Here is a 19,143-nt window from a genome sequence, read left to right as displayed (position 1 = left end):
GGGTCTCAATCGTTCTTGAGCTGTTTGCGCAGGTAGGTGACCGAGACGGCCAGGACGACGATCGTGAGGACGACGGCGATGGCGGCGCCGGAACCGGGACGCTGCAGCACGAAGCTCTGCCAGTACATCGACACGGCCAGAGTCTCGGTGGCCCGGCCGGGGCCGCCGTTGGTGAGCACCCAGATCAGGTCGAAGGACTTCAGCCCGTTGGCGAGGCTGATGCCCATCACCACGGCGGTGGTGCCGCGCAGCTGCGGGAGCACAATCTGGAAGAACCGCTTCGCGCCGTCGACGCCGTCCAGCGAGGCGGCCTCGAGTGTCTCGCGGGGGATGCCCTGGAGGCCGACGAGGTACAGGATCACGGCCACGCCGGATGCCTGCCAGGAGTTCGCGAGGATCAGCATGATCGTGTTCCCCGGCCACTCCAGCAGCCATGGCTGTGCCAGGGCGCCGAGGCCGATGCCCCGCAGGAACGAGTTCAGTGCGCCGGAGTCCTGCAGCACGAAGTTCCACACCACCGCGACCGCGGTCCCCGACAGGGCGTACGGCAGCACGATGGCGAGGCGGGCCCACTTGCCCCAGTTCACGGAGTTGGTCAGCGCGGCGATCGCCAGGCCCAAGCCGACGGGGATGATCACGGTTCCGACTAGCCACATCAGGGTGTTGACGAGCGATTTCACGATCACCGGGTCGGAGATCAGACGGACATATGAGGCGAGCCAGTTGAACTGCGGGTCGATGATCGCGTCGTCGAAGAGGCTGCGCCACACGGTCGCGAAGAACGGCACAAGGCTCAGGATCCCGACCAGCGCGACCGCGGGCAGCAGGAACAGCAGCCGCGGACGGCCTCGGGTGATCCGATCACGCCGGCGCAGCGCGGCAGCGTTGTCGCCTTGCGGGGCGCGGCCGCGCCGCCCGGTGCCTGTCACCAGCGCTCGGGTCTCACTGGGTGCGCTCATCGCGTGGCCTCCGTCCAGTAGGACCATTCGGATTCCGCCTTCTGCTGCAGCGAACGCAGCACGCCGGCGGGATCGGTGGGATTCGCCATGAAGCCGCCGAGGTCCTGCGTGACGCCGACGACGAGGGGAGGCGGTGAGGCCTCCCAGTACCGGTTGACGACCTGAACCTGGTCGCGGCGGATCTCGGTCTGCAGGCGCTGGCTGATCTTGTCCGTCCACTTCACCGTCGGATTCGCGGAGGAACCCGACAGAAAGTCCGACCACGGCTGTTGCACCTGCGGATCCAGCCACGACCCCATCGCTTTGGTCACACCGGCAACATGCGGGGACCGCTGCGGAACGACCAGGCCGGCGACCTCTGTGACGACCGCCTGGGGGTCACTGTTGACCATCGGCAGCAGGAACGCGTCGTAGTCTTCACCGGACTTCATGCCGAGCTTCTGCAGATTCTGGGAGCTCCAGCTCACCGGCGTCGGCCACATCCCGATTTTCTCGTTCTGCAGCATGCCCGCGAAGTTGTCGCTGAGCGAGTCCGCGGAGGTGTGGTAGCCCTTCCCTATCATCTCCTGCCACAGGGTCATCAGGCCCTCGGCTTCCTCGTCCTGGAACGATGCCCGGTTCTCGCACAGGCGGACGAACCACTCCGGGTCGTACGCGGTGGAGAGCATGCTGAACCAGTTCGCGACCGGCCAGATGTTCACCTGCGTGGTCCCGATCGGCGTGATGCCCGCCGCCTTCAGCGTCTCGCAGACATCGATGAACGCGTCCCACGTCGTCGGAACAGACAGCCCCAACCGGTCGAACACCGCGACGTTGTAGAACATCACGTAGAAGCCCTGGATCAACGGCAGCCCGTACACGCCATCACGGAACGTGAACGCAGACCGCAACGAGTCGTCGAGCCAGCCCTGCGCTACGGATGCCTCCCACGCGCTCGTGAGGTCGGCCAGCCCTCCCGTGCGGGCAAGATCCTGCATCCGGAAGCCGCTGCCCCACTTCACCAGGTCCGGCGGATTCTTCGTCTGCAAGAGCGAACGGACCACCTGCTCGTACGCGGTGGCATTCGGGATCGTCTGCGGATCGATCGACCATCCCGTCTTCTTCACCAGCTCGGCACCGGCAGACTCGTACCCCGGGCCCCAGGATGCCGCATCGTTGAAGAACTGAATCGCACCACCCTTACCCGGCGAAGGCGACCCGGCACCGGTACAGCCGGCGAGCACAAGCCCGAGACCAGCCAACCCTGCGCCGAGGAGGAACTCACGTCGCTGCATTGCGATGCCCCTTTCTCTGACGACGTTGTCAGGATGAGTCGCATACATCGCCACGCTCATCCGTCGCTCCCACACACGATAGATTCCACCGCCAGCACGGATCCATCGGGTTTCGGCCGCAAACCCCATGAACTACAGTTGCCGGAGGCCGAAGTCCGCGTCATTTCGCGTCTGACATCGATGACAGAAGAAGAGACCCCTAGACTGTGATTCCGGACGGCGTGCAGGAGACAGGAGGACGGGATGAGCGGGGACCGCGCGACCATGAAGGACGTCGCCCGACGCGCGGGCGTGAGCACGAAGACGGTCTCCCGCGTGCTGAACAAGGAAGTGTACGTGTCCGACAGCATCCGCGAACGGGTGCAAGCCGCGATGCGGGAGCTCTCCTACCGCCCCAATCCCGCAGCGCAGGGCCTACGCCGCTCATCGTCCGGATCCATCGCCTTCGTCTGCGAAGACATCTCAGAACCCTTCGCCGCGCAGCTGGCGCTCAGCATCGAACACGCCGTCGGCGACCGGTACGTCGTGATCATCGCATCCATGCTCGGCGACGCCAAACGGGAACGGGAGACTCTTGAATCCCTCGCCGCCGGACACGTCGACGGCATCGTCCTCGGCCCCACCCCCGCACCGAAGCCATACCTCGCCCGGATCCTGCACAGCACACCCGTCGTCTGCCTCGACCGCCCCGCCCGAGGACACGAGACCGACGTCGTTCTCTCCGACAACGTCGGCGGCATGACCGCAGCCGTCAATCACCTGATCGCCAAGGGGCACGAGCGCATCGCCTACCTCGGCGACGCCGAAGACGTCTTCACCCAACGTGAACGACTCGCCGGATACCGCTCCGCACTGCTCGAAGCAGGAATCACACCAGACCCGTCACTGATCTACCAGCACACCCCCGACAGCCCGCGCATTGGAAAACAGCTCGCCTGGCTCACCCAGACACCCAATCCGCCAACCGCGTTCGTCTCGGGAAACTCGCTCACCACGCTCGCGATGCTCCACGCCGGATTCGACGTCGCCTCCGCATCCTTCATCGCCTTCGACGACTTCCCGCTCGCCGACGTCTTCGGCGGCGGAATCAACGTCATTGCCCAAGATCCCGACGCACTGGGAACCGAAGCCGTACACACCCTGCTCAGACGCATCGACAACGACGCCGCACCCGTGAAAACCACGCGAATCGGAACACGACTCGTCATCAGATCCCATGCCGTACACGAAACTCCCCTGGCATCTTGACGCTGCTATTCAAACCTGCCCTCGAGGTCACTCGCCGACTTCAGTATTTTTTCGCCGCCTCCGCCGGCCTGATATCCCCCGGCAGAGTAGTTAATCCCGACGAACACCTCGATGGTGTCGTAGTCGGCGATGGCTGTGGTCATGGTGCTGCTCCGTTCCTCGTCGAACGACAACCGCGAGGCGACATGTTTCGGCATCCACGTTACGGACGGCCCCGCCAGCTGGCGGGTCGGACTCGAAGAAGGCCTGTCGATCCCCGCGCAGCGCGAGGCGGCGCAACGCAAGGCCGACCAACTGAACGCGGTCATCGTCGCGGAGTTCATCGAGCCCGGCGAGTCGGGCAAGACCGCCCGCCGCAAGGCCTTGCAGGAGATGTTGGACTACCTCGCCGAGCATCTGGTCAGGTACTGCATCATCAACAAAGTCGATCCTCGGCCGCCTCACCGACATCGGCGACGTCTACGACAAGGCCGAACCCGCCGAACGACGCATGCTCAACCGGGCACTGTTCGACCGCATCACCATCGATGACGAGGACGACGCCACCCTCGAACCGAACGAAGCCATCGCCACGATCGTCGCCAGCGATCCCAAGCCACATAACGAAAGAACCTTGCCCCGCGATCAGGCGGGGCAAGGTTCGAACGTTCAGCTTTACGTGGACTTGAGGGGACTCGAACCCCTGCGCTGCTCCTTGCAAAGGAGGTGCTCTGCCACTGAGCTACAAGCCCTGGCGGGGCCGGTGCCGGCTATCACCGTGGTGCGATGCGGGACGCGCGCGTCTCTTCTTCACCGGTCGTGCCCCATGGCGCCGAACAGCATCCAGTCGGACGCGTCGGGTCGCCGTGTCCACCGCCGGGTTCGAACCGGCAACCTCTCGGGCTTCAACCGAGCGCTCTTCCACATGAGCTTGGAGGACGTGGGTGCAGGGGCAGGATTCGAACCTGCGACCTCCGGCGTATGAGGCCGGCGGGCTGACCGAGCTGCCCTACCCTGCGTGAGATTCGACCGGGATTCGAACCCGGGGCCTGTCCCTTACGAGGGGACCGCTCTGGCCTTCTGAGCTATCGAAGCGCAACTGCGACGCCGGTGACACCAGTCCGGGCCGGAATCGAACCGATCTCAACGCGCTGGCGTTGCAGTCCTCCGGGCTTGTACCGGCGCGGCGAAAGAGGCGCGACCTCAAGCACCGCGGTTTCGTCGCACTGCAGCACGACAAGATCACATGGGGTGAACGACGGGGCTCGAGCCCTGGTCGGTTGCGCGGTCACGCATCGAACTACGAGCTCAAGGTCTGACGAATCACACGACCGACGTACCCGTGATCAATGCCCAGTCGAGCGCCGATCGCTCGAAGTGAATGCCCCTGTACTCGTAGGTCGCGGATCCGCTGGCGGAGGCCTTCGGCCCGTTCGCGTCTTTCAACCAAGGACTTTCTCGACTCCAGGAATTCCGCACAACGCTCTGCGCGCCGCTCCCCCAAGTGCGGAGCCATTCTTTCCGCGAGCTCGGCCGCGGGATCGCCGAACAGCATCCACTTCCATGATGGCTTCCACCCAGGGTGAGCTTCATGGCGTGACGTCGCGTAGATCTGGCCACCGAATCCAGAAGCGACTCGCTCGAGAACATCCCGGTCAGTCATCTCGATCGACAATCCGCGGGCGATGCCGCGCTCGATCGCGAAGGAGCCTTCGCCCTCGAAGAGGCCAACGAACCAGCTGAACTCATCCATGTTGTCCTCCTCAGCATCGAAACCCGCACAGAGCAGGTCCACAACCTGCCGCATTGACCGCCTCTGCCACGTCCACAGCTCCCCCGGGTGGGATCGAACCACCGGCCTGCCGATTAACAATCGGATGCTCTGCCGCTGAGCTACCGGGGGATCATCACCTTTCGGTGGTCCGCGACCGACGAATCGAACGTCGCAGCAGCGTTTTATCAGGACGGCGGCGTCACCAGCTGCTCTCGTCGCGGGCAGACCTGGAGCAGGTCACCTCGACTCCAGGCCGCAAGGCAGCAGCTTTGCTTGGACTTCACCTGGCGGGCCACCGCGGGAGACCGCTCAGGCCGTCACACTGTCTTCTCCCGGTAGCTGGACGGCCAGTTGCTGTCCGGGATGTGTGCCCGACCGGGGAGTCGAACCCCGAACCTCCGGAACCTAAATCCGGCGCCTCTGCCAGTTGGGCTAGACGGGCGAAGTTGACGCTCGTGCGTACGATGGCGTCGTGAGCGCTGATGAACCACCACTCGACCTCGAGGACCTGCTCCTAGCCGGCGGCGAAGAGCCCCGCTGCCCCGATTGCGCGATCGTGAAGAGGCTGGCCACTGCAGGGTGGGTCTGCCCGGAATGCGGGCATCTCGATCCGGTCGATGATGGCATCGAGTGGCCCGGCGAGGGCGAAGGCATCGGCAGCGTGCACGGCGGGTAGCCGTCGCGCGGAAGGAGGAGGAGTCGAACGCCTGCGCCGTTCCCAGCGCCTCCGGGTTTCGAAGCCGGTGCCCCACCGCTGGAGCTTCACCTTCCCTGACGAGCACGCGCGGGTGGACTCGAACCGCCGATCCTCCCGGTCCGCGTGGGCCGGGTGTTCCACCGTCACGAACTCGCGACGTGTGCTCTTCGCCGTCGGTCCGTGGCGATTGCCGGTCGATGCTGCGGTTGCCTTCGGGGTGATCGGCCCGTCCGGCGCCCGCCCATCGTGGCGGAGCGGCGATCCCAACCGGATTCGAACCGGCGACCTCCTGCGTGACGGGCAGGCGAGCACTCCGCTGCTCTACGGGACCGTGCGTGTGAAAGCCCAGCTGCCCGTGACCATCAGAGCACCCGCACCATGCGACACGATGGGGCTCGTGTCTCGAGCGAACGGCGGGATTCGAACCCGCGTCATCACTTTGGAAGAGTGAAGTCCTAGGCCTCTGGACGACGTTCGCGTAGTGGCGTTGTGCGATCTCCCGGTGCCACTTGACCGGTCAATGAACGGGGTGCACTCCCGATGCCGCAATTCTGTTCAGCCACGTGCCAGGTACGCGGCGATGCTCTTGAGCCCGATCATCTCGACCCAGCCAAGGCGGTGATTGCACCGTCGGCAGAGCATTCCCCGAACCACACCTGATGCATGGTTGAATCGGCCTGACTTTCGTTCCTATCGGGAGCCTTGTCTGGCGGGGGCCGGTTGGGCTGATTCTTGGTCAGCGTAGTACGCCTGCTCGACCTCGAGTGGGGTGCGCATGTCGAGCTCGCCGTGGAGGCGGGAGTTGTTCCACCACCACACCCATTCGAGGGTCGCGAGCTCGACCTGCTCGACGGTCCGCCAGGGACCGCGTTGGCGGATCAGCTCGGTCTTGTAGAGGTTGTTGACCGCCTCTGCCATCGCGTTGTCGAAGCTGTCGCCGACCGTCCCGGTCGAGGGAACAGCGCCGAGTTCGACGATCCTGTCGGTGTAGACCATCGCCATGTAGTTCGAGCCGTGGTCCGAGTGGTGCGTAAGCCCGGTGAGGTCATCGCCGGCGTCCCACGCCGCCATATCCAGCGCCTGCATCGGCAGAATCTCCGCCCGAAGCGTGGCCGCGACGTTCCAGCCCACGATGCGACGTGAGTAGACGTCGGTGACGAACGCGACGTAAGCGAACCCGGAACACGTCGCGACATAGGTCACGTCGCAGACCCAGAGCCGGCGGGGACCGTCGGCGGTGAATCGGCGGTTGACGAGATCCGTCGGACGCTGCAGGGCGGGATCAGACTTCGTCGTGAACACTCGCTTGGACTTGCGCACCCCGCGAACACCGGCGAGACGCATCAGCCGTTCGGTCTGATCACGCCCGATGTCCCATCCCTGTCGCCGCATCAGCGCGTGCATCTTCCGGCGCCCATAGACCCCGTAGTTCTCTGCGTGCAGCCGGACGATCTCGGGCACTAGCAGGTCATCCTGCAGCTGCCTGGCGGATGGAGTGCGGTTCACCGCAGCGCGGTAGCCGCGTGACGTGAGGAATCCTCTCACTGCCGGTCGGAGGACCTGGCAGATGAGCTCGACCCCGAAACGATCCCGTTGTTCGTTGATGAACCGGATCATCTCGTCGAGGGGTGGTCGAGCTCCTTCGCGAAAAAGATGCTCGCAGCCTTGAGGATCTCGTTCGCTTTCCGTAACTCCGAGACCTCCTTCTGCAGACGCTTGATCTCCGCGGCCGCCTCGGTCGTTACGCCGGGCTTCACGCCGGCGTCTACCTCGTAGCGGCGTTGCCACAATCGCAACGTCTCCGGGCTCATCCCTAGCAATCCGGCCACGTGCCGGACGGCGCTCATCATCGTCGGGTGCGACGGCCGCGTCTCCGCGAGCATCCGCAGCGCCCGCTCACGCATCTCCGGCGAATACTTCCTGTTCATCGTGTTCCATCCTTACTTGAAGAACGGAACGAAAGTCAGGCCGATTCAGACGCGCGACAGGCCCAGCGAACCAGCCTGGACCCACCGATTCGGTTCGAGTCCAGTCTCTACGCCGCAGCATCCCGACTCGGCAGCGTCACGGTGATGCACAGGCCGCCGCTCTCGTTTGCAGCAATGTCGAGCGTGCCGTTCGAACGGTCGACAATTGCCGACACGATCGACAACCCGAGTCCGCGGTTGGTGCCGCCGGTGCGACCCTTGGTGGTCTTGAACGGTTCGGTAAGTTGGCTCAACTGCGCCGCATCAATCAGCTCACCGGTATTGCGCACGGTGAGTTCGGCCATCGAATCGTCACCGGCCACCATCCGGGTACTCACCGTCAGGCTGCCGCCATCAGTATTGTGTTGAATCGCGTTCTGGATGAGGTTCTGTGCCAGCTGGTGAAATAGCCACTCATCCCCAAACGCAGTGGCCGGGCCAAACTCGCTCGTGACCGCAAGGTCGCGTTCGGCCAGCAGCGGCTGCGACTCACGCAGCACCGTCGACACGATCTCGGTCATGTCGCAGCTGGTCGGCTTCACCTCTCCCGCCTCGAGTTCGGCAAGATCAAGCAGCGACTCGACGGTGCGGATGCTGCGCTCATTCACCTGCAGTAGCTTGCGCAGCACATCCCGATCAACCTCTCCTGGCTTCGAGAGCGCCACATCGAGGATGGTTCGGGTGGTGGCCAGCGGCGTGCGAAGCTCGTGCGAAGCGTTAGCGGCAAACCGTCGCTGTGCCGCGTTCCAGCGCTCAATGCTCTCAAGCATTTGGTCGAACGTCTGTGCCAACTCGGTGATCTCGTCGTGAGGGCCGGTGAGTCCAATGCGGTGGTCGAGCCGACCATCCGCAGCCAGCTTCGCAGCCTGGTTGACCGCCGCGAGTGGCTTCAGCATCCGCCCCGCCAGCAACCAGGCAGCAACCGAACTCAGCACCACCAGCACGGCCAACGCAATCGCCGAAACCTGCAGCAGCAGGGTGATGAAATCGGCCTGGCTCTGCACCGCAATCTTGATGTCGTTCGACAGGATTGCGGGGTCATCGACGGCAATCACCAGCGGCCCCTGGCTCGTCTGAGTATCAAGCGACTCAAACCCGTAATCGGGCACAAAACCAATGAACAGCGTCACCAGGGTGAGCAGCAACCCACCGCACAGGATCATCAGCAGCGCGTACGAAAACGCGAGCCGAGTGCGCGCCGTGAAACGATGCTTCCGGCGAAGAAACGTGGGCAGGTGCTTAATCATTGAGCGTCCGGTCGATTGTGTAACCAACACCGGGTTCGGTACGAATCGCCCACGGCTCACCAAGCTTGCGCCGCAGCGAACTGATCGTCACCTTCACCGACTGCGTGAACGGATTAGCGTTCTCGTCCCAGGCCTCCTCGAGCAGCGTCTCGGCGCTCACCACCCGCCCGGGCTCGCGCATCAACGACTCGAGCACCGCAAACTCCTTGCGGCTGAGCCGGATATACCGGCCGTCACGGGTGACTTCGTGGCGGAACGGGTCGAGCGTGACCCCGGCCGCTTCATATCGGGTGGGTCGCGTCGTGAACTGACGCCGACCCAGCGCCCGCACGCGAGCCACCAGCTCCGCAAACTCAAACGGTTTCGCCAAATAGTCATCGGCACCCAGCTGGAAACCATCCACCTTCTCTTGGATGCGCCGCGCCGCGGTCACCATCAGAATCGCCGGACGATCCTCGCGCAGGTTGAGTTGCCGACACACCTCATCTCCACTCACGCCGGGGATATCGCGATCAAGCAACACGACCTCGTAGTCGTTCATCTCAATGGCTGCCAGCGCATCCCGACCATCAGCCACCGTGTCGGCCGGAATCGAGTGGAGCGCGAGCCCATCCTGAATCGCTTCGGCGAGATACGGCTCGTCTTCAACGATGAGTACGCGAATGATTCCTCCTGAGAACCGCGGCGCCGCCAAGAAAGCGGCGAAAAGCAACGATGCGGGCGCTCGGACTATGACCAGTGGTCGCCAACCTCAGTCTGGCACGCGGCAGGTAAAAGAAACGTAAGCATTTTCTTTTACGCTGCCGCAACCCGCACCCGCGTGAACTGGGACATGTCCTGATCGGAGCCGCCGCAAAGGTGACGCCGAATGCATCTCCAAGAAAGTGAAGGGTAACCCTCCATGTTCCGTACACGCACCTCTCGTACTGTCGCAGCCGCACTCCTCGTTGGAGCTGGCGCAATGCTCGCGCTGACCGGATGCTCGGCGAACGAGCAGCCCGAACTGCAGCAGAACCACGCAGCCAGCGCCGAACAGTGGCAGCACGACTTCGAGCGCTGCCTCAAAGAAGAGGGCATCGAGAACGCCGGCATCCCCGTCAACCCCGACGGCTCGCCCATCGAGGGTGACGAAGGTGAAGCTGACCTCGAAGCTGCACTGCAGACCTGTGCCAACAAGGTGGGCCCGGCTCCCGAGGGCGCGAACCCGGTAACCGACGAACAGCTCAACGAACAGCTGCTCACCTACGCGAAGTGCATGCGTGAAGCCGGCTACGACGTGCCCGACCCCAAGCCGAACGGTGAGGGCATCACCGTGCAGCAGAACGGTGGCCCAGAAGCCGACCCGGCAGACGTCCAGCGCTGCACCGAAGAAGCTGGCCTCGAGATCCAGGGCAAGTAGCAGTAGTTGATGCGTAAGAAGCGAATCGCAATTATTTCGGCCGCAGCGGTGCTCGCCATTGCTGCTGGCGCCACCGGATTCTCGCTCATGAACGGTGCGAGCGCCGAAGAAACCACCAAGGCGGTGTCATCATCGGTTGAAACCGCGACCGTAACCAAGACCGACCTGGTTGAGCGCGTCGAATCGAAGGGCACACTCAACCACGGCAAGCCGGCAACCTACGGCACGCAGCTCACCGGAACGCTCACCTCGGTGGCCGCTCCCGGAACCAAACTCACCATCGGCACCGAGATGATGCGCGTCAACGAACGTCCCGTGTTCGCGATGCGGGGTGAAGTGCCAGCCTGGCGCAATTTTGAGGAGGGGATGTCGAACGGTCGCGATGTGATGCAGCTCGAACAGAACCTCAAGGCGCTCGGCTATATCGAAGACGAGCCCGACGAGCACTTCGGCTGGGGAACCGCATCCGCGATCGCCCAGTGGAAGAAAGACCACGGTTTTGAATGGAGCACCACGCTCGAACTCGGACGCGTCGTATTCATTCCGAGCGATGTGCAGGTGAGCTCGCAGAAGGCAAAGGCAGGGGATGCGGCGAGCACCTCGGTGCTTGAAGTCACCGGCACTTCGAAGGTCGTTACCGCCGAGGTGCCGCCGAGTATGCGCAGCCTGCTGCCGGTGGGTGCGAAGGCAGACATCAAACTGCCCGACGGGAAAACCACCGAGGGCGTTGTTGAAGCAGTCGACCCGCCCGTAGAGAAGGAAGACGAATCGGGACAGAAATCGGTCAAGGTGCCGGTGCGTCTGTCGCTCACCGATCCTGCCGCCGCTGAGGCGTATGCCGACGTGACCGTGAGCGTGGTCACCACTCGCACCACCGCCAAGGGTGTGTTGGCGGTGCCAGTGCGTGCCCTGCTCGCCGAGCCCGGCGGCAAGCACGCCGTGGAAGTTATCAAGAACAACGAAGCCACCCGCGTGCCAGTTGAAATCGGTGCATTCGCCGATGACCTGGTGGAAATCAAGGGCGGCGACGTGCACGAGGGCGATAAAGTGGCGGTGGGCGAATGACCCCCGACCTGCCACTGCTGACACTCAACAGCGTGTCGCGAAAATACGGCTCGCCACCAACAACCGCTCTCGATGACGTCAGCTTCACCGTGAAGTCGGGCGAAATGGTGGCCATTACCGGACCGAGTGGCTCGGGAAAGTCGACGCTGCTCAACCTCGTAGGCACGCTCGACCGGGCAAGTGACGGCGAGATCACCATCGCCGGCCACCGCGTCTCGGAAGCGAGCGACGCGACGCTCTCGGCGCTGCGAGCACACCTCATCGGGTTCGTGTTCCAGCAGTACCACCTTGAGGATGCGCAGACCGCTACCGACAACGTCGCCACGGGACTGCTCTACACCGGTATGCCGCTCAAGGAGCGGCGGGCACGCGCCCGCGAAGCGCTCGAGCGCGTGGGCCTGGGAGATCGAGTCGATCACACGCCACGCCAGCTCTCGGGTGGGCAGCGGCAGCGCGTGGCAATCGCGCGAGCCGTTGTCGGCGACCCGCCGCTGCTGCTCGCCGACGAACCCACCGGTGCGCTCGACACTCGCTCGGGGGCGCAGGTGGTCGACATCCTGAAAGATCTCAACCGCACCGGCACCGCGGTGCTGGTGATCACGCACGACAGTGAACTCGCAGCGGGATTCCCGCGACAGATCAGCATCCGTGACGGCGTGCTCGAATCTGACACCCAGCAATAGCGGAGGAGGGAAAGCATGACACTCGATCTAGAAGAATCACGCTCGCACCTTCGCCAAGAAGACCTGCTGCGTTTGGGCTGGCAAGGCCTGCGCGCGCACCCCGTGCGTGCCACGCTCTCAGCACTGGGAATCGCCATTGGCATCGCCGCGATGATTGCCGTGATCGGCATCTCGCTGTCGAGCCAGGCAAAGATTCAGGAGCGGCTCGCATCGCTCGGCACCAACCTGCTCACGGTGTCGGCCGGTAAATCATTCAGTGGCGACTCGGCCAAGCTGCCGGTCGACTCCGCCGAACGACTGCAACGCATCGAAGGCGTCGAACAGGTGGGCTGGGTGGGTGACCTGCCTGAGGTGGCGGCCTACCGCAGCAGCTATATCGATCCAGGTTCGACCAACGGCCTCAACGTGGCCGCAACCGACACCGGGCTACTTTCGGCAACTTCCAGTGAGTTGCACAGCGGCAGCTGGTTCAACGACGCCAATAAGCAGTACCCCACAACCGTGCTGGGGACAACCGCGGCCAAACGACTAGGCATCGTCTCGCCCGGCTCAATGGTGAATATTGGTGGCCAGAATCACACGGTGCTCGGCATCCTTAAGCCGTCAGCGATCGCACCCAAACTCGACACTTCGGTGCTGGTTGGCGCGCCGCACGCCGCCGAGCGACTTGGTTTCACCGGTTCGCCCACCACGCTCTATGAGCGTTCGACTGACGCCTCAGTGGAGTCGGTGCGCGAACTCATCCCAGCCACAATCAACCCGAAATCGCCCAATGAGGTGAGCGTGAGCCGGCCATCCGACACGCTGGCCGCACAACACGCCATCGACACCGCCTTTACGGGCATGCTCGTCGGTGTGGGCTCGATCGCACTGCTCGTGGGTGGTATCGGCGTGGCGAACACCATGGTCATCACGGTGCTTGAGCGCCGGCGTGAAATCGGTCTGCGCCGTGCCCTGGGAGCCACGCGTGCGCATCTGCGCAAGCAGTTCTTGATGGAAGCCGTGATGCTCGCCACATACGGTGGTGTAGCCGGACTCGTGCTGGGCGTGGGCTGTACCGTCGCCGTTTCACTGATCAACGGTTGGACGCCCACGGTGCCGCCGCTGATTGCCGCACTCGGTGTTGCGGTCACCATCCTGGTTGGCGCCATCGCAGGCATGCTGCCCGCCATGAAGGCGGCCAAGGTGTCACCCACCGAGGCACTCGCGGCCTAGCGCCAGGTGCTTCGCGCTCTAGCAGACTCGCGGTGGTGAGCTTCTCGCAACATCTCGGCCCCAGGATCGCTATATGCGCATCCTGGGGTCGAAATGTTCCGCTGAACTCATCGGCGCGCCGCCGCAAACGGGTAGCGCGAGTCACTCACGCGGGTCAGCGGCGTCGCTGCACCACCCGGTTCGCGGCCAGCAGAGCCGAGCCGGCAGTGAGCATCGCTGCGATCACAATCGCGAATGACTGGAACGCCATATCGCTACCGGTTGCAGGCAGACCTCCCTGCGCGACGGCACAGTGCAGGCGCAGCGTGCGACGAATCACGCCCTGAAGCGCCCTGGCTTTGTTGGAGACTCCTGACTTTGGAAACGAGGATGGAGTCATGGTGTCGAATGAGGGATCTGGGACGCCGACCACGCGTCGGTATTCGCCGGAGGAGAAGGCCGCAGCGGTCCGGATGGTGCGAACTCTGCGAGCGGAGCTGGGGACCGAGCACGGGACGGTCCAGCGGGTCGCGACGCAGCTCGGATACGGGATCGAGTCCGTCAGGACGTGGGTCAAGCAGGCCGACATCGACGACGGCAACGTGGCTGGCGTGACCACGGCCGAATCGCGGAAGCTGCGGGAGCTGGAGCAAGAGGTCCGTGAGCTTCGTCGGGCTAACGAAATTCTGAAGAGGGCTGCGTCTTTCTTCGGGGCGGAGCTCGACCGCCAACATCGGAAGTAGTCGCGTTCATCGACGCGAACAAGAACGACGTCGTCGAAGGCCGCCGCCTCGGAGTCGAGCCCATCTGCAGCCTGTTGCAGGTGGCTCCGAGCACCTATTACGCCGCGAAAGACCGCGCCCCCTCGGCGCGCGCGGTGAGCGACGCGGTCTTGATGCCTGAGCTGGTCACGCTCTGGAACGCGAACTACTGCGTCTATGGGGTCCGCAAGCTCTGGAAGACCGCCCGCCGCGCCGGGATCGATATCGGCCGGGACCAGACGGGCCGGCTGATGCGGGCTGCCGGCATCGAGGGCGCGATCCGGAGCAAGCGAGTCAAGACGACTCGGCCGGATCCGACATCGACGCGGCACCCGGACCTCGTGAAACGGGAGTTCACCGCGACCGCGCCGAACAGGCTCTGGGTCACCGATCTGACGTTCGTGCCGACGTGGGCGGGCGTCGCGTATGTCTGCTTCATCATCGACGCGTACTCACGGATGATCGTCGGGTGGCGGTGCGCGTCTCACATGCGCACCGAGATGGTCCTCGACGCGATCGAGATGGCCCGCTGGTCGAGAGGTCGTCACCACGAGGATCTGAGGTGTCACAGCGACGCAGGGTCTCAATTCACGTCGATTCGCTACGGCGAACGACTCGCGGAGATCGGAGCGACGCCGTCGATCGGGACCGTCGGCGACAGCTATGACAACGCCCTGGCCGAGACCGTGAACGGGTACTACAAGACCGAACTCGTCCGCGGACCCGCACGCCCAGGCCCCTGGAAGACCGTCGAGGACCTCGAGCTCGCGACCCTCGGATGGGTGCACTGGCACAACACGCAGCGCCTGCACGGCTACCTCACACCCGCCGAGTTCGAGCAGACGTTCTATGCTGGCCAAACCACCACCGATCAACTGGTGGGAATCAAATAGCGCGAGTCTCCATCAGACCCAGGGCGCTTCAGTGGGTTCCTCGAAGACTCGGGACGAGTCGTGTCGTCACATGAGGGCCACCTGCTGACGCTGGTTGCGCGGGAACCAGACCTTGATCCCCGTGTTCAACGCAAACGCACGCATATCGGCACCGTCGGCGGAATGTGCCGAGGCGCTGAGCGCGGTTTCGAACCGGAGTTTCATGGCGTGATGCCCTTTCGTGCAGATGAGCAACCCTACAGAATACATACGACCGGGGGAACCCACAAGATGGACTTGAACGTTGATCAGTCCAACATCGGTATGACGTCGCGATCGAATTCGCTGACGACCGCCTCCCAGTGCTGCCAGAGCGAGACATTCGCGAGCTTCATGGGTACCGCCTCCGGGCCCAGCTCGTTCCAGACCCGAACGCGCTCGGCTTCCCACTCCTCGGACCATGAGTCGACCACCTCGATAGTGAGCTGTGCCCCGGGCTTCGGTGCCCGTCGCGCGACGCCCCACACCACGATGCGAAGTCTCTGGATCCGGCCGTCCGGCGCAGTCCGTGTCCACCAGATCGAGTCCGGGATCTCGACGAACCCGTGCCGTGAGACGAGCTCGCGCACGTCCGCGCGGCTGGGCCTGGTGATCGACTCGGTCATGTCAGAGTCCGCGCGCCACCGCGGCGCCCATAGCCAGGCAGTCTCGCTGGGTCTCCGGCCGGAGTGCGTCGAACCGAAGGACGCCGTTCACGATCGCGGGGTCGAACGGGATGTGGACGACCTCGCGGACCGTGCCCGCGAACCCCTCCTTGATCTTCGCGATCTCTGCGGCCTTCGCGTGCGGGTCTGCCTGCGTGATGACGACGACGGCGTTCTCCGCGAGTTCCGCGGCCGCACCTCCTTGGTCCGTGAGCGCCTCCAGTAGGAGCGCTGCCGCCTCGGCGTGGTCTGCTCGCGTGGTCGTGGGGACGACGATCTGGTCGGTGAGGTCGATCATGCGTTGCCACATCGGATCGGACTCGTCGTTGCCGCTGTCCATGATGATCATCCGGTAGTACTTCGAGAGCACCCGATGGATGTGGTCCACATCTCGCGGTTCCACGCGCTGGCGGTCGGCGAGGTCCGTGGGCTTGGACCGAAGGATGTCGTACTGGTCGTCGGGCTGATGATGGACATAGTGTGCGAGATCAGCTGACCGCGCCTCCGTGGAGAGCAGATACGGCACCTGCGGGAGCAGGTCCAGGATCGTCGCGTCGTGCGGACCGGATGCGGTACGCCAGCCGAGGGTCCCGCGGAACTGGTTGTTGTCCCAGGCGACGATTCCCGCCCCGCCCCACTTCGCGAACACAGCGGCGAGGAGGATCGAGACTGGGGTCTTTCCGGCGCCTCCCTTGCCGTTCGCGACAGCCATGGTGCGAGGACCGGGCCAATGCTGCGAGACGCACTGCCGATCGGCCCGCCGTGCCGTCTCCGCCTCCGACGGCTTCAGGCGGATTCCGAACCGCGCGAGGAACCCTCGCAGCCCTTCAGCTGCCGGCGGCTGGACCGCGGGTGCGGCGATGAACGACTCTCGTCGAGTTCGCTGTTCACGGCGGGTTGTCGACGTGCCATCGATTGGCGCGGGCGCGACCGGGGCGGGTGCAGGACGCTGGACTGGCAGGACTGGCTGGACCGGCTCGCGATCGGGGTCTCGGCGCCAGGTGCTTCGCGCTGGTGGTCGCTCGTGCAGCGGCGCCCGGGCCGGCAGCTCGTAGATCGGAGCGATGCTCTCCGCCGGCGACGCGGAGGTGGCCTCCGCGACAGGCTCCTCCCTCGAGGGCTCCGGTGTCGTCGCGGCTTCGACGACCTCGACCGCACCGTTCGGCTGCACGACGAGATCCCAGCTTCCGTCTGGATCGGTGGAGCGGAATGGAACCGGCGATCCCAGCTGGCGAGCGTGCGCGATCACGCGATCGACGATGACCTGACGTGCTGTGTCCGGGTCGTCTTCACGGACCTGCGCCGGCACGCCGTCGATGACGTACCGACCGGTGCCATCGGCCAGGATGACCGCCGTCGCTGTGCCTGCTTCGATGCTCATGTCGTCCACCCCTGCGAACAGCCGGCGTACTCGATCACGGCCGCGGCTCGATCCTGTCGAATGTCGCGGCACCCGTGAGCGCCCAGTCCTGATGCCGCTCTTCGGCGTCAGGACCCTCGAAGACGTAGACGAGCCCATCGCTCTCGACGGGCACCTCTATCCGGTGCGTGTCCAACTCGGTCATACCCGTCCACCCCTGCGAACACGGTCACGCTCGCGGGCCCTGTACAGGCGCACTCAGACACCCTCAGTCCGGCGTTTGCCTTACTCTCAACTGGTCTCCGCTCCCTCGGACAGACGGTCAGACGTTTCCCGGGAGGATACATACAGACCGCGGGACCACAAGTTCTGAGGCCCATCGGCGTAGAGCTGTCCCCGAGAGGGTAGTAGTCGTTCTCTAGACGAGTCGTTATCTCTCATCTCTCTCTGTACATTTCCGGCGCTGCCAGTCGGGAGTAGTCCAAAACCCGGTCAGACCGACTCTGACCGGGGACCCGCGGCTCCCCCGCTCTGCCAGTCACGAGTAAGCGGCGCAGCGTACAGACCGGCTTTCTGGGCACCTCTGTTCAATGAAGGACGATGGGACCCCCGGCACCGGTACCGCGTGAGGCCGGGTATGTGGCCGACATGAACACCACGCAGATGCCGGACCTGGTCCTGGAGACCACACTCCCCGTCGGTTTCATCGAAACGTCGACGTTCGGAGACGAGCTCGCAGCGATCGCGGAGACGATCGCCGCCCGGAGCGGATACTGCAGCGATCGGGACGAGTTGTTCGAGCGGATCCAATCCGTCACCGAGTCGATCCCCGAGTGGCAGGCCCCGGCGGTCCTCCGTGACGTCATCGGCCGGCTGATCGCCGTTCACCTCGAGCTCATCGTGGAGCGAGAGGCGTCGCTGCTGTGACCGACCGCCCCGGCATCCGCCTGACGAACTCGAACTGCACACTGGCTCAGAGGCTGTACGTCCTCGATGAGCTGCGCAGGATCTGGTCGGACCCGACTCAACCGACGAACCGACGAAGGAAGGCGAAGAGCGCATGGTCCGACCTCTTCGTCGTTCCCGGACCTGCCGTAGACCCCGCAGGGCCCCGGATCCCGCTCGACGTTCGATGAACGCTTCCGATCCTCTTCTCATCGACTATGCCGTCGAGCGCATCGCGACGGTCCCTGAAGATATCGCCCTCGCCGGTCGCGTCCTCGCTGCCCCAGGGATGGACCTCGCTGAGGCGGGCGCGATTCTGCTACGCCTGACCGTCGAGCGCACCTTCCTCACCGCCCACCTGTCGACCGTCGCCGATCAGATCGCGCGGATGCCGGCCTCCGAACAAGACGATGCCGTCGCTCGGGATCTTCGGCCGCTGACGATGGCGGTGGAAGGCGCAGCACTGGCCCTGGCTCGTCTTCGGCGGGCCGTCACCGACATCGAGACAAGGATTGGAGCACTCCGATGAGCCAGGACACCGCATACGAGATCCATGCCCGGGCCGGGTATGTCGCACTCCGCCTGCACGCCGGTCAGACGGAGATCAGAATCAGCCCGGCGGATGCCTCCCGGGTAGCCAAGGACACCGAGTCCCTCATCCCCCGTAACGGCGGCGCAGACATCGTCATCGCCCTGGATGAGGACCATGAGATCGTCGTGCCAGCCCCTCAGGCGCAGCGACTGCGAATCGAGCTGCTCGACGCCGCGGCGTACGCCCAATCACGACACCGGTAACCGGGTATGTGGCAGCTTTGACGCAAGTTGCACCGAGAAGCAGCGTTTAGCCGGCTTCTCCTGCGCGTGCAGCTGGCGCCCGGCGGCCCGCAACGGCACGCGCTAGATGTGATGTCCAGGCAGGTTGTTTTCGATTCTGCTGATGGGCGGGGCTCCGATCGCGGAGTGGTGCCTGTGATGATTGTAGAAGTGCAGCCAGCCCGGGAGTGCTTTGCGGCGC

At 64.5% G+C, this 19,143-nt stretch carries 22 protein-coding genes, 8 tRNA genes, 1 pseudogene and 1 other annotated feature; of the genes and pseudogenes, 11 read left to right on the top strand and 20 right to left on the bottom strand.

All coding sequences use genetic code 11. The features are described 5' to 3' along the window. Positions 1 to 5 precede the first annotated feature (5 nt). Entirely contained in the window at positions 6 to 959 is a 954-nt protein-coding gene (locus tag FFS56_RS04255) for a sugar ABC transporter permease (protein ID WP_137771933.1), read from the bottom strand. Then, positions 956 to 2,233: an extracellular solute-binding protein gene (locus FFS56_RS04250; protein WP_021200868.1), complete on the bottom strand. Its 1,278-nt coding sequence runs from the start codon at positions 2,231 to 2,233 to the stop codon at positions 956 to 958. Before FFS56_RS04250 ends, FFS56_RS04255 begins: the two co-directional genes overlap by 4 nt. A gap of 243 nt (positions 2,234 to 2,476) precedes the next feature. Here FFS56_RS04250 and FFS56_RS04245 point away from each other — a divergent pair, with 243 nt between their 5' ends. Further along, positions 2,477 to 3,481 carry a LacI family DNA-binding transcriptional regulator gene (locus tag FFS56_RS04245; protein ID WP_137771934.1) on the top strand — a complete coding sequence of 335 codons (1,005 nt, stop codon included), beginning with the start codon at positions 2,477 to 2,479 and terminating at the stop codon, positions 3,479 to 3,481. A gap of 5 nt (positions 3,482 to 3,486) precedes the next feature. Here FFS56_RS04245 and FFS56_RS20455 read toward each other — a convergent pair whose 3' ends face one another. Then, entirely contained in the window at positions 3,487 to 3,624 is a 138-nt protein-coding gene (locus FFS56_RS20455; RefSeq protein ID WP_171010980.1) for a hypothetical protein, read from the bottom strand. Here FFS56_RS20455 and FFS56_RS04240 point away from each other — a divergent pair. After that, positions 3,623 to 4,012 carry a recombinase family protein gene (locus FFS56_RS04240; RefSeq protein ID WP_212742661.1) on the top strand — a complete coding sequence of 130 codons (390 nt, stop codon included), beginning with the start codon at positions 3,623 to 3,625 and terminating at the stop codon, positions 4,010 to 4,012. The two genes, FFS56_RS20455 and FFS56_RS04240, sit on opposite strands and share 2 nt — an antisense overlap. A gap of 128 nt (positions 4,013 to 4,140) precedes the next feature. On the opposite strand, the gene FFS56_RS04235 is transcribed toward FFS56_RS04240, so the two are convergent. The 7 genes from FFS56_RS04235 to FFS56_RS04205 all read right to left on the bottom strand — a co-directional run bounded on the left by FFS56_RS04235 (position 4,141) and on the right by FFS56_RS04205 (position 5,676). Beyond that, positions 4,141 to 4,212: transfer RNA gene (locus FFS56_RS04235), tRNA-Ala, on the bottom strand. A 115-nt stretch (positions 4,213 to 4,327) separates the two neighbouring features. After that, positions 4,328 to 4,400: transfer RNA gene (locus tag FFS56_RS04230), tRNA-Phe, on the bottom strand. Position 4,401: 1 nt separating this feature from the next. Further along, positions 4,402 to 4,479: transfer RNA gene (locus FFS56_RS04225), tRNA-Met, on the bottom strand. 2 nt (positions 4,480 to 4,481) lie between these two features. Continuing rightward, positions 4,482 to 4,555: transfer RNA gene (locus tag FFS56_RS04220), tRNA-Thr, on the bottom strand. 205 nt (positions 4,556 to 4,760) lie between these two features. Next, on the bottom strand, positions 4,761 to 5,213 hold the full coding sequence (locus FFS56_RS04215; RefSeq protein ID WP_137771936.1) for a helix-turn-helix domain-containing protein: 453 nt from the start codon (positions 5,211 to 5,213) through the stop codon (positions 4,761 to 4,763). Positions 5,214 to 5,291: 78 nt separating this feature from the next. Continuing rightward, positions 5,292 to 5,364, bottom strand: a tRNA-Asn gene (locus tag FFS56_RS04210). 238 nt (positions 5,365 to 5,602) lie between these two features. Next, positions 5,603 to 5,676: transfer RNA gene (locus FFS56_RS04205), tRNA-Leu, on the bottom strand. 30 nt (positions 5,677 to 5,706) lie between these two features. On the opposite strand from FFS56_RS04205, the gene FFS56_RS04200 reads away from it, so the two are divergent. Then, the gene (locus FFS56_RS04200; protein WP_137771937.1) at positions 5,707 to 5,910 is read left to right on the top strand and encodes a hypothetical protein; all 204 of its coding nucleotides are present in this window, start codon (positions 5,707 to 5,709) and stop codon (positions 5,908 to 5,910) included. A gap of 279 nt (positions 5,911 to 6,189) precedes the next feature. Here FFS56_RS04200 and FFS56_RS04195 read toward each other — a convergent pair. The 5 genes from FFS56_RS04195 to FFS56_RS04170 form a co-directional block, all read right to left on the bottom strand. Next, positions 6,190 to 6,262 (bottom strand) — tRNA-Asp (locus FFS56_RS04195). Positions 6,263 to 6,336: 74 nt separating this feature from the next. Continuing rightward, positions 6,337 to 6,409: transfer RNA gene (locus FFS56_RS04190), tRNA-Gly, on the bottom strand. 212 nt (positions 6,410 to 6,621) lie between these two features. Beyond that, a protein-coding gene (locus tag FFS56_RS04180) for an IS3 family transposase (RefSeq protein ID WP_137771939.1) occupies positions 6,622 to 7,859 on the bottom strand; the annotation gives its coding sequence in 2 pieces (ribosomal slippage) (positions 6,622 to 7,574 and positions 7,574 to 7,859; 1,239 coding nt in all). A gap of 107 nt (positions 7,860 to 7,966) precedes the next feature. Next, the gene (locus tag FFS56_RS04175) at positions 7,967 to 9,145 is read right to left on the bottom strand and encodes a HAMP domain-containing sensor histidine kinase (RefSeq protein WP_137771940.1); all 1,179 of its coding nucleotides are present in this window, start codon (positions 9,143 to 9,145) and stop codon (positions 7,967 to 7,969) included. Then, positions 9,138 to 9,809 (bottom strand): response regulator transcription factor, encoded by a 672-nt coding sequence (locus tag FFS56_RS04170; protein ID WP_137772052.1) that lies wholly within the window; start codon positions 9,807 to 9,809, stop codon positions 9,138 to 9,140. The genes FFS56_RS04175 and FFS56_RS04170 overlap by 8 nt, the downstream gene beginning before the upstream one ends. A 297-nt stretch (positions 9,810 to 10,106) precedes the next feature. Here FFS56_RS04170 and FFS56_RS04165 point away from each other — a divergent pair, with 297 nt between their 5' ends. From FFS56_RS04165 to FFS56_RS04145, 5 genes are all read left to right on the top strand, one after another. Further along, the gene (locus FFS56_RS04165) at positions 10,107 to 10,544 is read left to right on the top strand and encodes a hypothetical protein (RefSeq protein ID WP_137771941.1); all 438 of its coding nucleotides are present in this window, start codon (positions 10,107 to 10,109) and stop codon (positions 10,542 to 10,544) included. A 9-nt stretch (positions 10,545 to 10,553) separates the two neighbouring features. Further along, positions 10,554 to 11,609: a peptidoglycan-binding protein gene (locus FFS56_RS04160; RefSeq protein ID WP_137771942.1), complete on the top strand. Its 1,056-nt coding sequence runs from the start codon at positions 10,554 to 10,556 to the stop codon at positions 11,607 to 11,609. Next, a complete protein-coding gene (locus FFS56_RS04155; protein WP_137771943.1) occupies positions 11,606 to 12,292 on the top strand; it encodes an ABC transporter ATP-binding protein in 687 nt (228 codons plus the stop codon). The genes FFS56_RS04160 and FFS56_RS04155 overlap by 4 nt, the downstream gene beginning before the upstream one ends. Before the next feature lie 15 nt (positions 12,293 to 12,307). After that, positions 12,308 to 13,507: an ABC transporter permease gene (locus FFS56_RS04150; RefSeq protein WP_137771944.1), complete on the top strand. Its 1,200-nt coding sequence runs from the start codon at positions 12,308 to 12,310 to the stop codon at positions 13,505 to 13,507. 377 nt (positions 13,508 to 13,884) lie between these two features. Continuing rightward, a protein-coding gene (locus FFS56_RS04145) for an IS3 family transposase (RefSeq protein WP_249352949.1) occupies positions 13,885 to 15,140 on the top strand; the annotation gives its coding sequence in 2 pieces (ribosomal slippage) (positions 13,885 to 14,188 and positions 14,188 to 15,140; 1,257 coding nt in all). Then, positions 14,184 to 14,318, top strand: a sequence feature (AL1L pseudoknot). (Overlaps the previous gene by 135 nt.) Positions 15,141 to 15,206: 66 nt before the next feature. Here FFS56_RS04145 and FFS56_RS20450 read toward each other — a convergent pair. From FFS56_RS20450 to FFS56_RS20445, 4 genes are read right to left on the bottom strand one after another with little or no spacing between them, the layout of a single operon-like run. Beyond that, positions 15,207 to 15,374, bottom strand: coding sequence for a hypothetical protein (locus FFS56_RS20450; RefSeq protein WP_171010981.1), 168 nt, complete (start codon positions 15,372 to 15,374; stop codon positions 15,207 to 15,209). A 53-nt stretch (positions 15,375 to 15,427) separates the two neighbouring features. Further along, positions 15,428 to 15,784 carry a hypothetical protein gene (locus tag FFS56_RS04140; protein WP_137771945.1) on the bottom strand — a complete coding sequence of 119 codons (357 nt, stop codon included), beginning with the start codon at positions 15,782 to 15,784 and terminating at the stop codon, positions 15,428 to 15,430. 1 nt (position 15,785) lies between these two features. Next, the gene (locus FFS56_RS04135; protein ID WP_137771946.1) at positions 15,786 to 17,204 is read right to left on the bottom strand and encodes an ATPase; all 1,419 of its coding nucleotides are present in this window, start codon (positions 17,202 to 17,204) and stop codon (positions 15,786 to 15,788) included. A gap of 34 nt (positions 17,205 to 17,238) precedes the next feature. Further along, on the bottom strand, positions 17,239 to 17,388 hold the full coding sequence (locus FFS56_RS20445) for a hypothetical protein (protein WP_171010982.1): 150 nt from the start codon (positions 17,386 to 17,388) through the stop codon (positions 17,239 to 17,241). Positions 17,389 to 17,831: 443 nt separating this feature from the next. Between FFS56_RS20445 and FFS56_RS04130 the strand changes: the two genes are divergently transcribed. The 3 genes from FFS56_RS04130 (at position 17,832) to FFS56_RS04120 (ending at position 18,923) form a co-directional block, all read left to right on the top strand. Beyond that, positions 17,832 to 18,110, top strand: a complete 279-nt coding sequence (locus FFS56_RS04130; RefSeq protein ID WP_137771947.1) for a hypothetical protein — start codon at positions 17,832 to 17,834, stop codon at positions 18,108 to 18,110. Positions 18,111 to 18,315: 205 nt separating this feature from the next. Beyond that, positions 18,316 to 18,657, top strand: a complete 342-nt coding sequence (locus FFS56_RS04125; RefSeq protein ID WP_137771948.1) for a hypothetical protein — start codon at positions 18,316 to 18,318, stop codon at positions 18,655 to 18,657. Next, positions 18,654 to 18,923, top strand: coding sequence for a hypothetical protein (locus FFS56_RS04120; protein ID WP_137771949.1), 270 nt, complete (start codon positions 18,654 to 18,656; stop codon positions 18,921 to 18,923). The genes FFS56_RS04125 and FFS56_RS04120 overlap by 4 nt, the downstream gene beginning before the upstream one ends. 102 nt (positions 18,924 to 19,025) lie before the next feature. On the opposite strand, the pseudogene FFS56_RS04115 reads toward FFS56_RS04120, so the two are convergent. Further along, positions 19,026 to 19,143 (bottom strand): annotated as a pseudogene (locus FFS56_RS04115) (IS481 family transposase); the annotation flags it as partial.

It is taken from the genome of Microbacterium sp. Beta (assembly GCF_005502545.1).
Taxonomy (GTDB): Bacteria; Actinomycetota; Actinomycetes; order Actinomycetales; family Microbacteriaceae; genus Microbacterium; species Microbacterium oxydans.
The sequence above is the reverse complement of the archived record's forward strand: the minus strand, read 5'-3'. Positions and strand labels throughout refer to the sequence as shown.

Coding starts and splice junctions, on each gene's coding strand:
- FFS56_RS04255 (WP_137771933.1), bottom strand. CDS start 959: ATGAGCGCACCCAGTGAGACCCGAGCGCTGGTGACAGGCACCGGGCGG.
- FFS56_RS04250 (WP_021200868.1), bottom strand. CDS start 2,233: ATGCAGCGACGTGAGTTCCTCCTCGGCGCAGGGTTGGCTGGTCTCGGG.
- FFS56_RS04245 (WP_137771934.1), top strand. CDS start 2,477: ATGAGCGGGGACCGCGCGACCATGAAGGACGTCGCCCGACGCGCGGGC.
- FFS56_RS04240 (WP_212742661.1), top strand. CDS start 3,623: ATGGTGCTGCTCCGTTCCTCGTCGAACGACAACCGCGAGGCGACATGT.
- FFS56_RS20455 (WP_171010980.1), bottom strand. CDS start 3,624: ATGACCACAGCCATCGCCGACTACGACACCATCGAGGTGTTCGTCGGG.
- FFS56_RS04215 (WP_137771936.1), bottom strand. CDS start 5,213: ATGGATGAGTTCAGCTGGTTCGTTGGCCTCTTCGAGGGCGAAGGCTCC.
- FFS56_RS04175 (WP_137771940.1), bottom strand. CDS start 9,145: ATGATTAAGCACCTGCCCACGTTTCTTCGCCGGAAGCATCGTTTCACG.
- FFS56_RS04165 (WP_137771941.1), top strand. CDS start 10,107: ATGCTCGCGCTGACCGGATGCTCGGCGAACGAGCAGCCCGAACTGCAG.
- FFS56_RS04160 (WP_137771942.1), top strand. CDS start 10,554: ATGCGTAAGAAGCGAATCGCAATTATTTCGGCCGCAGCGGTGCTCGCC.
- FFS56_RS04155 (WP_137771943.1), top strand. CDS start 11,606: ATGACCCCCGACCTGCCACTGCTGACACTCAACAGCGTGTCGCGAAAA.
- FFS56_RS04150 (WP_137771944.1), top strand. CDS start 12,308: ATGACACTCGATCTAGAAGAATCACGCTCGCACCTTCGCCAAGAAGAC.
- FFS56_RS04140 (WP_137771945.1), bottom strand. CDS start 15,784: ATGACCGAGTCGATCACCAGGCCCAGCCGCGCGGACGTGCGCGAGCTC.
- FFS56_RS04135 (WP_137771946.1), bottom strand. CDS start 17,204: ATGAGCATCGAAGCAGGCACAGCGACGGCGGTCATCCTGGCCGATGGC.
- FFS56_RS20445 (WP_171010982.1), bottom strand. CDS start 17,388: ATGACCGAGTTGGACACGCACCGGATAGAGGTGCCCGTCGAGAGCGAT.
- FFS56_RS04130 (WP_137771947.1), top strand. CDS start 17,832: ATGAACACCACGCAGATGCCGGACCTGGTCCTGGAGACCACACTCCCC.
- FFS56_RS04125 (WP_137771948.1), top strand. CDS start 18,316: ATGAACGCTTCCGATCCTCTTCTCATCGACTATGCCGTCGAGCGCATC.
- FFS56_RS04120 (WP_137771949.1), top strand. CDS start 18,654: ATGAGCCAGGACACCGCATACGAGATCCATGCCCGGGCCGGGTATGTC.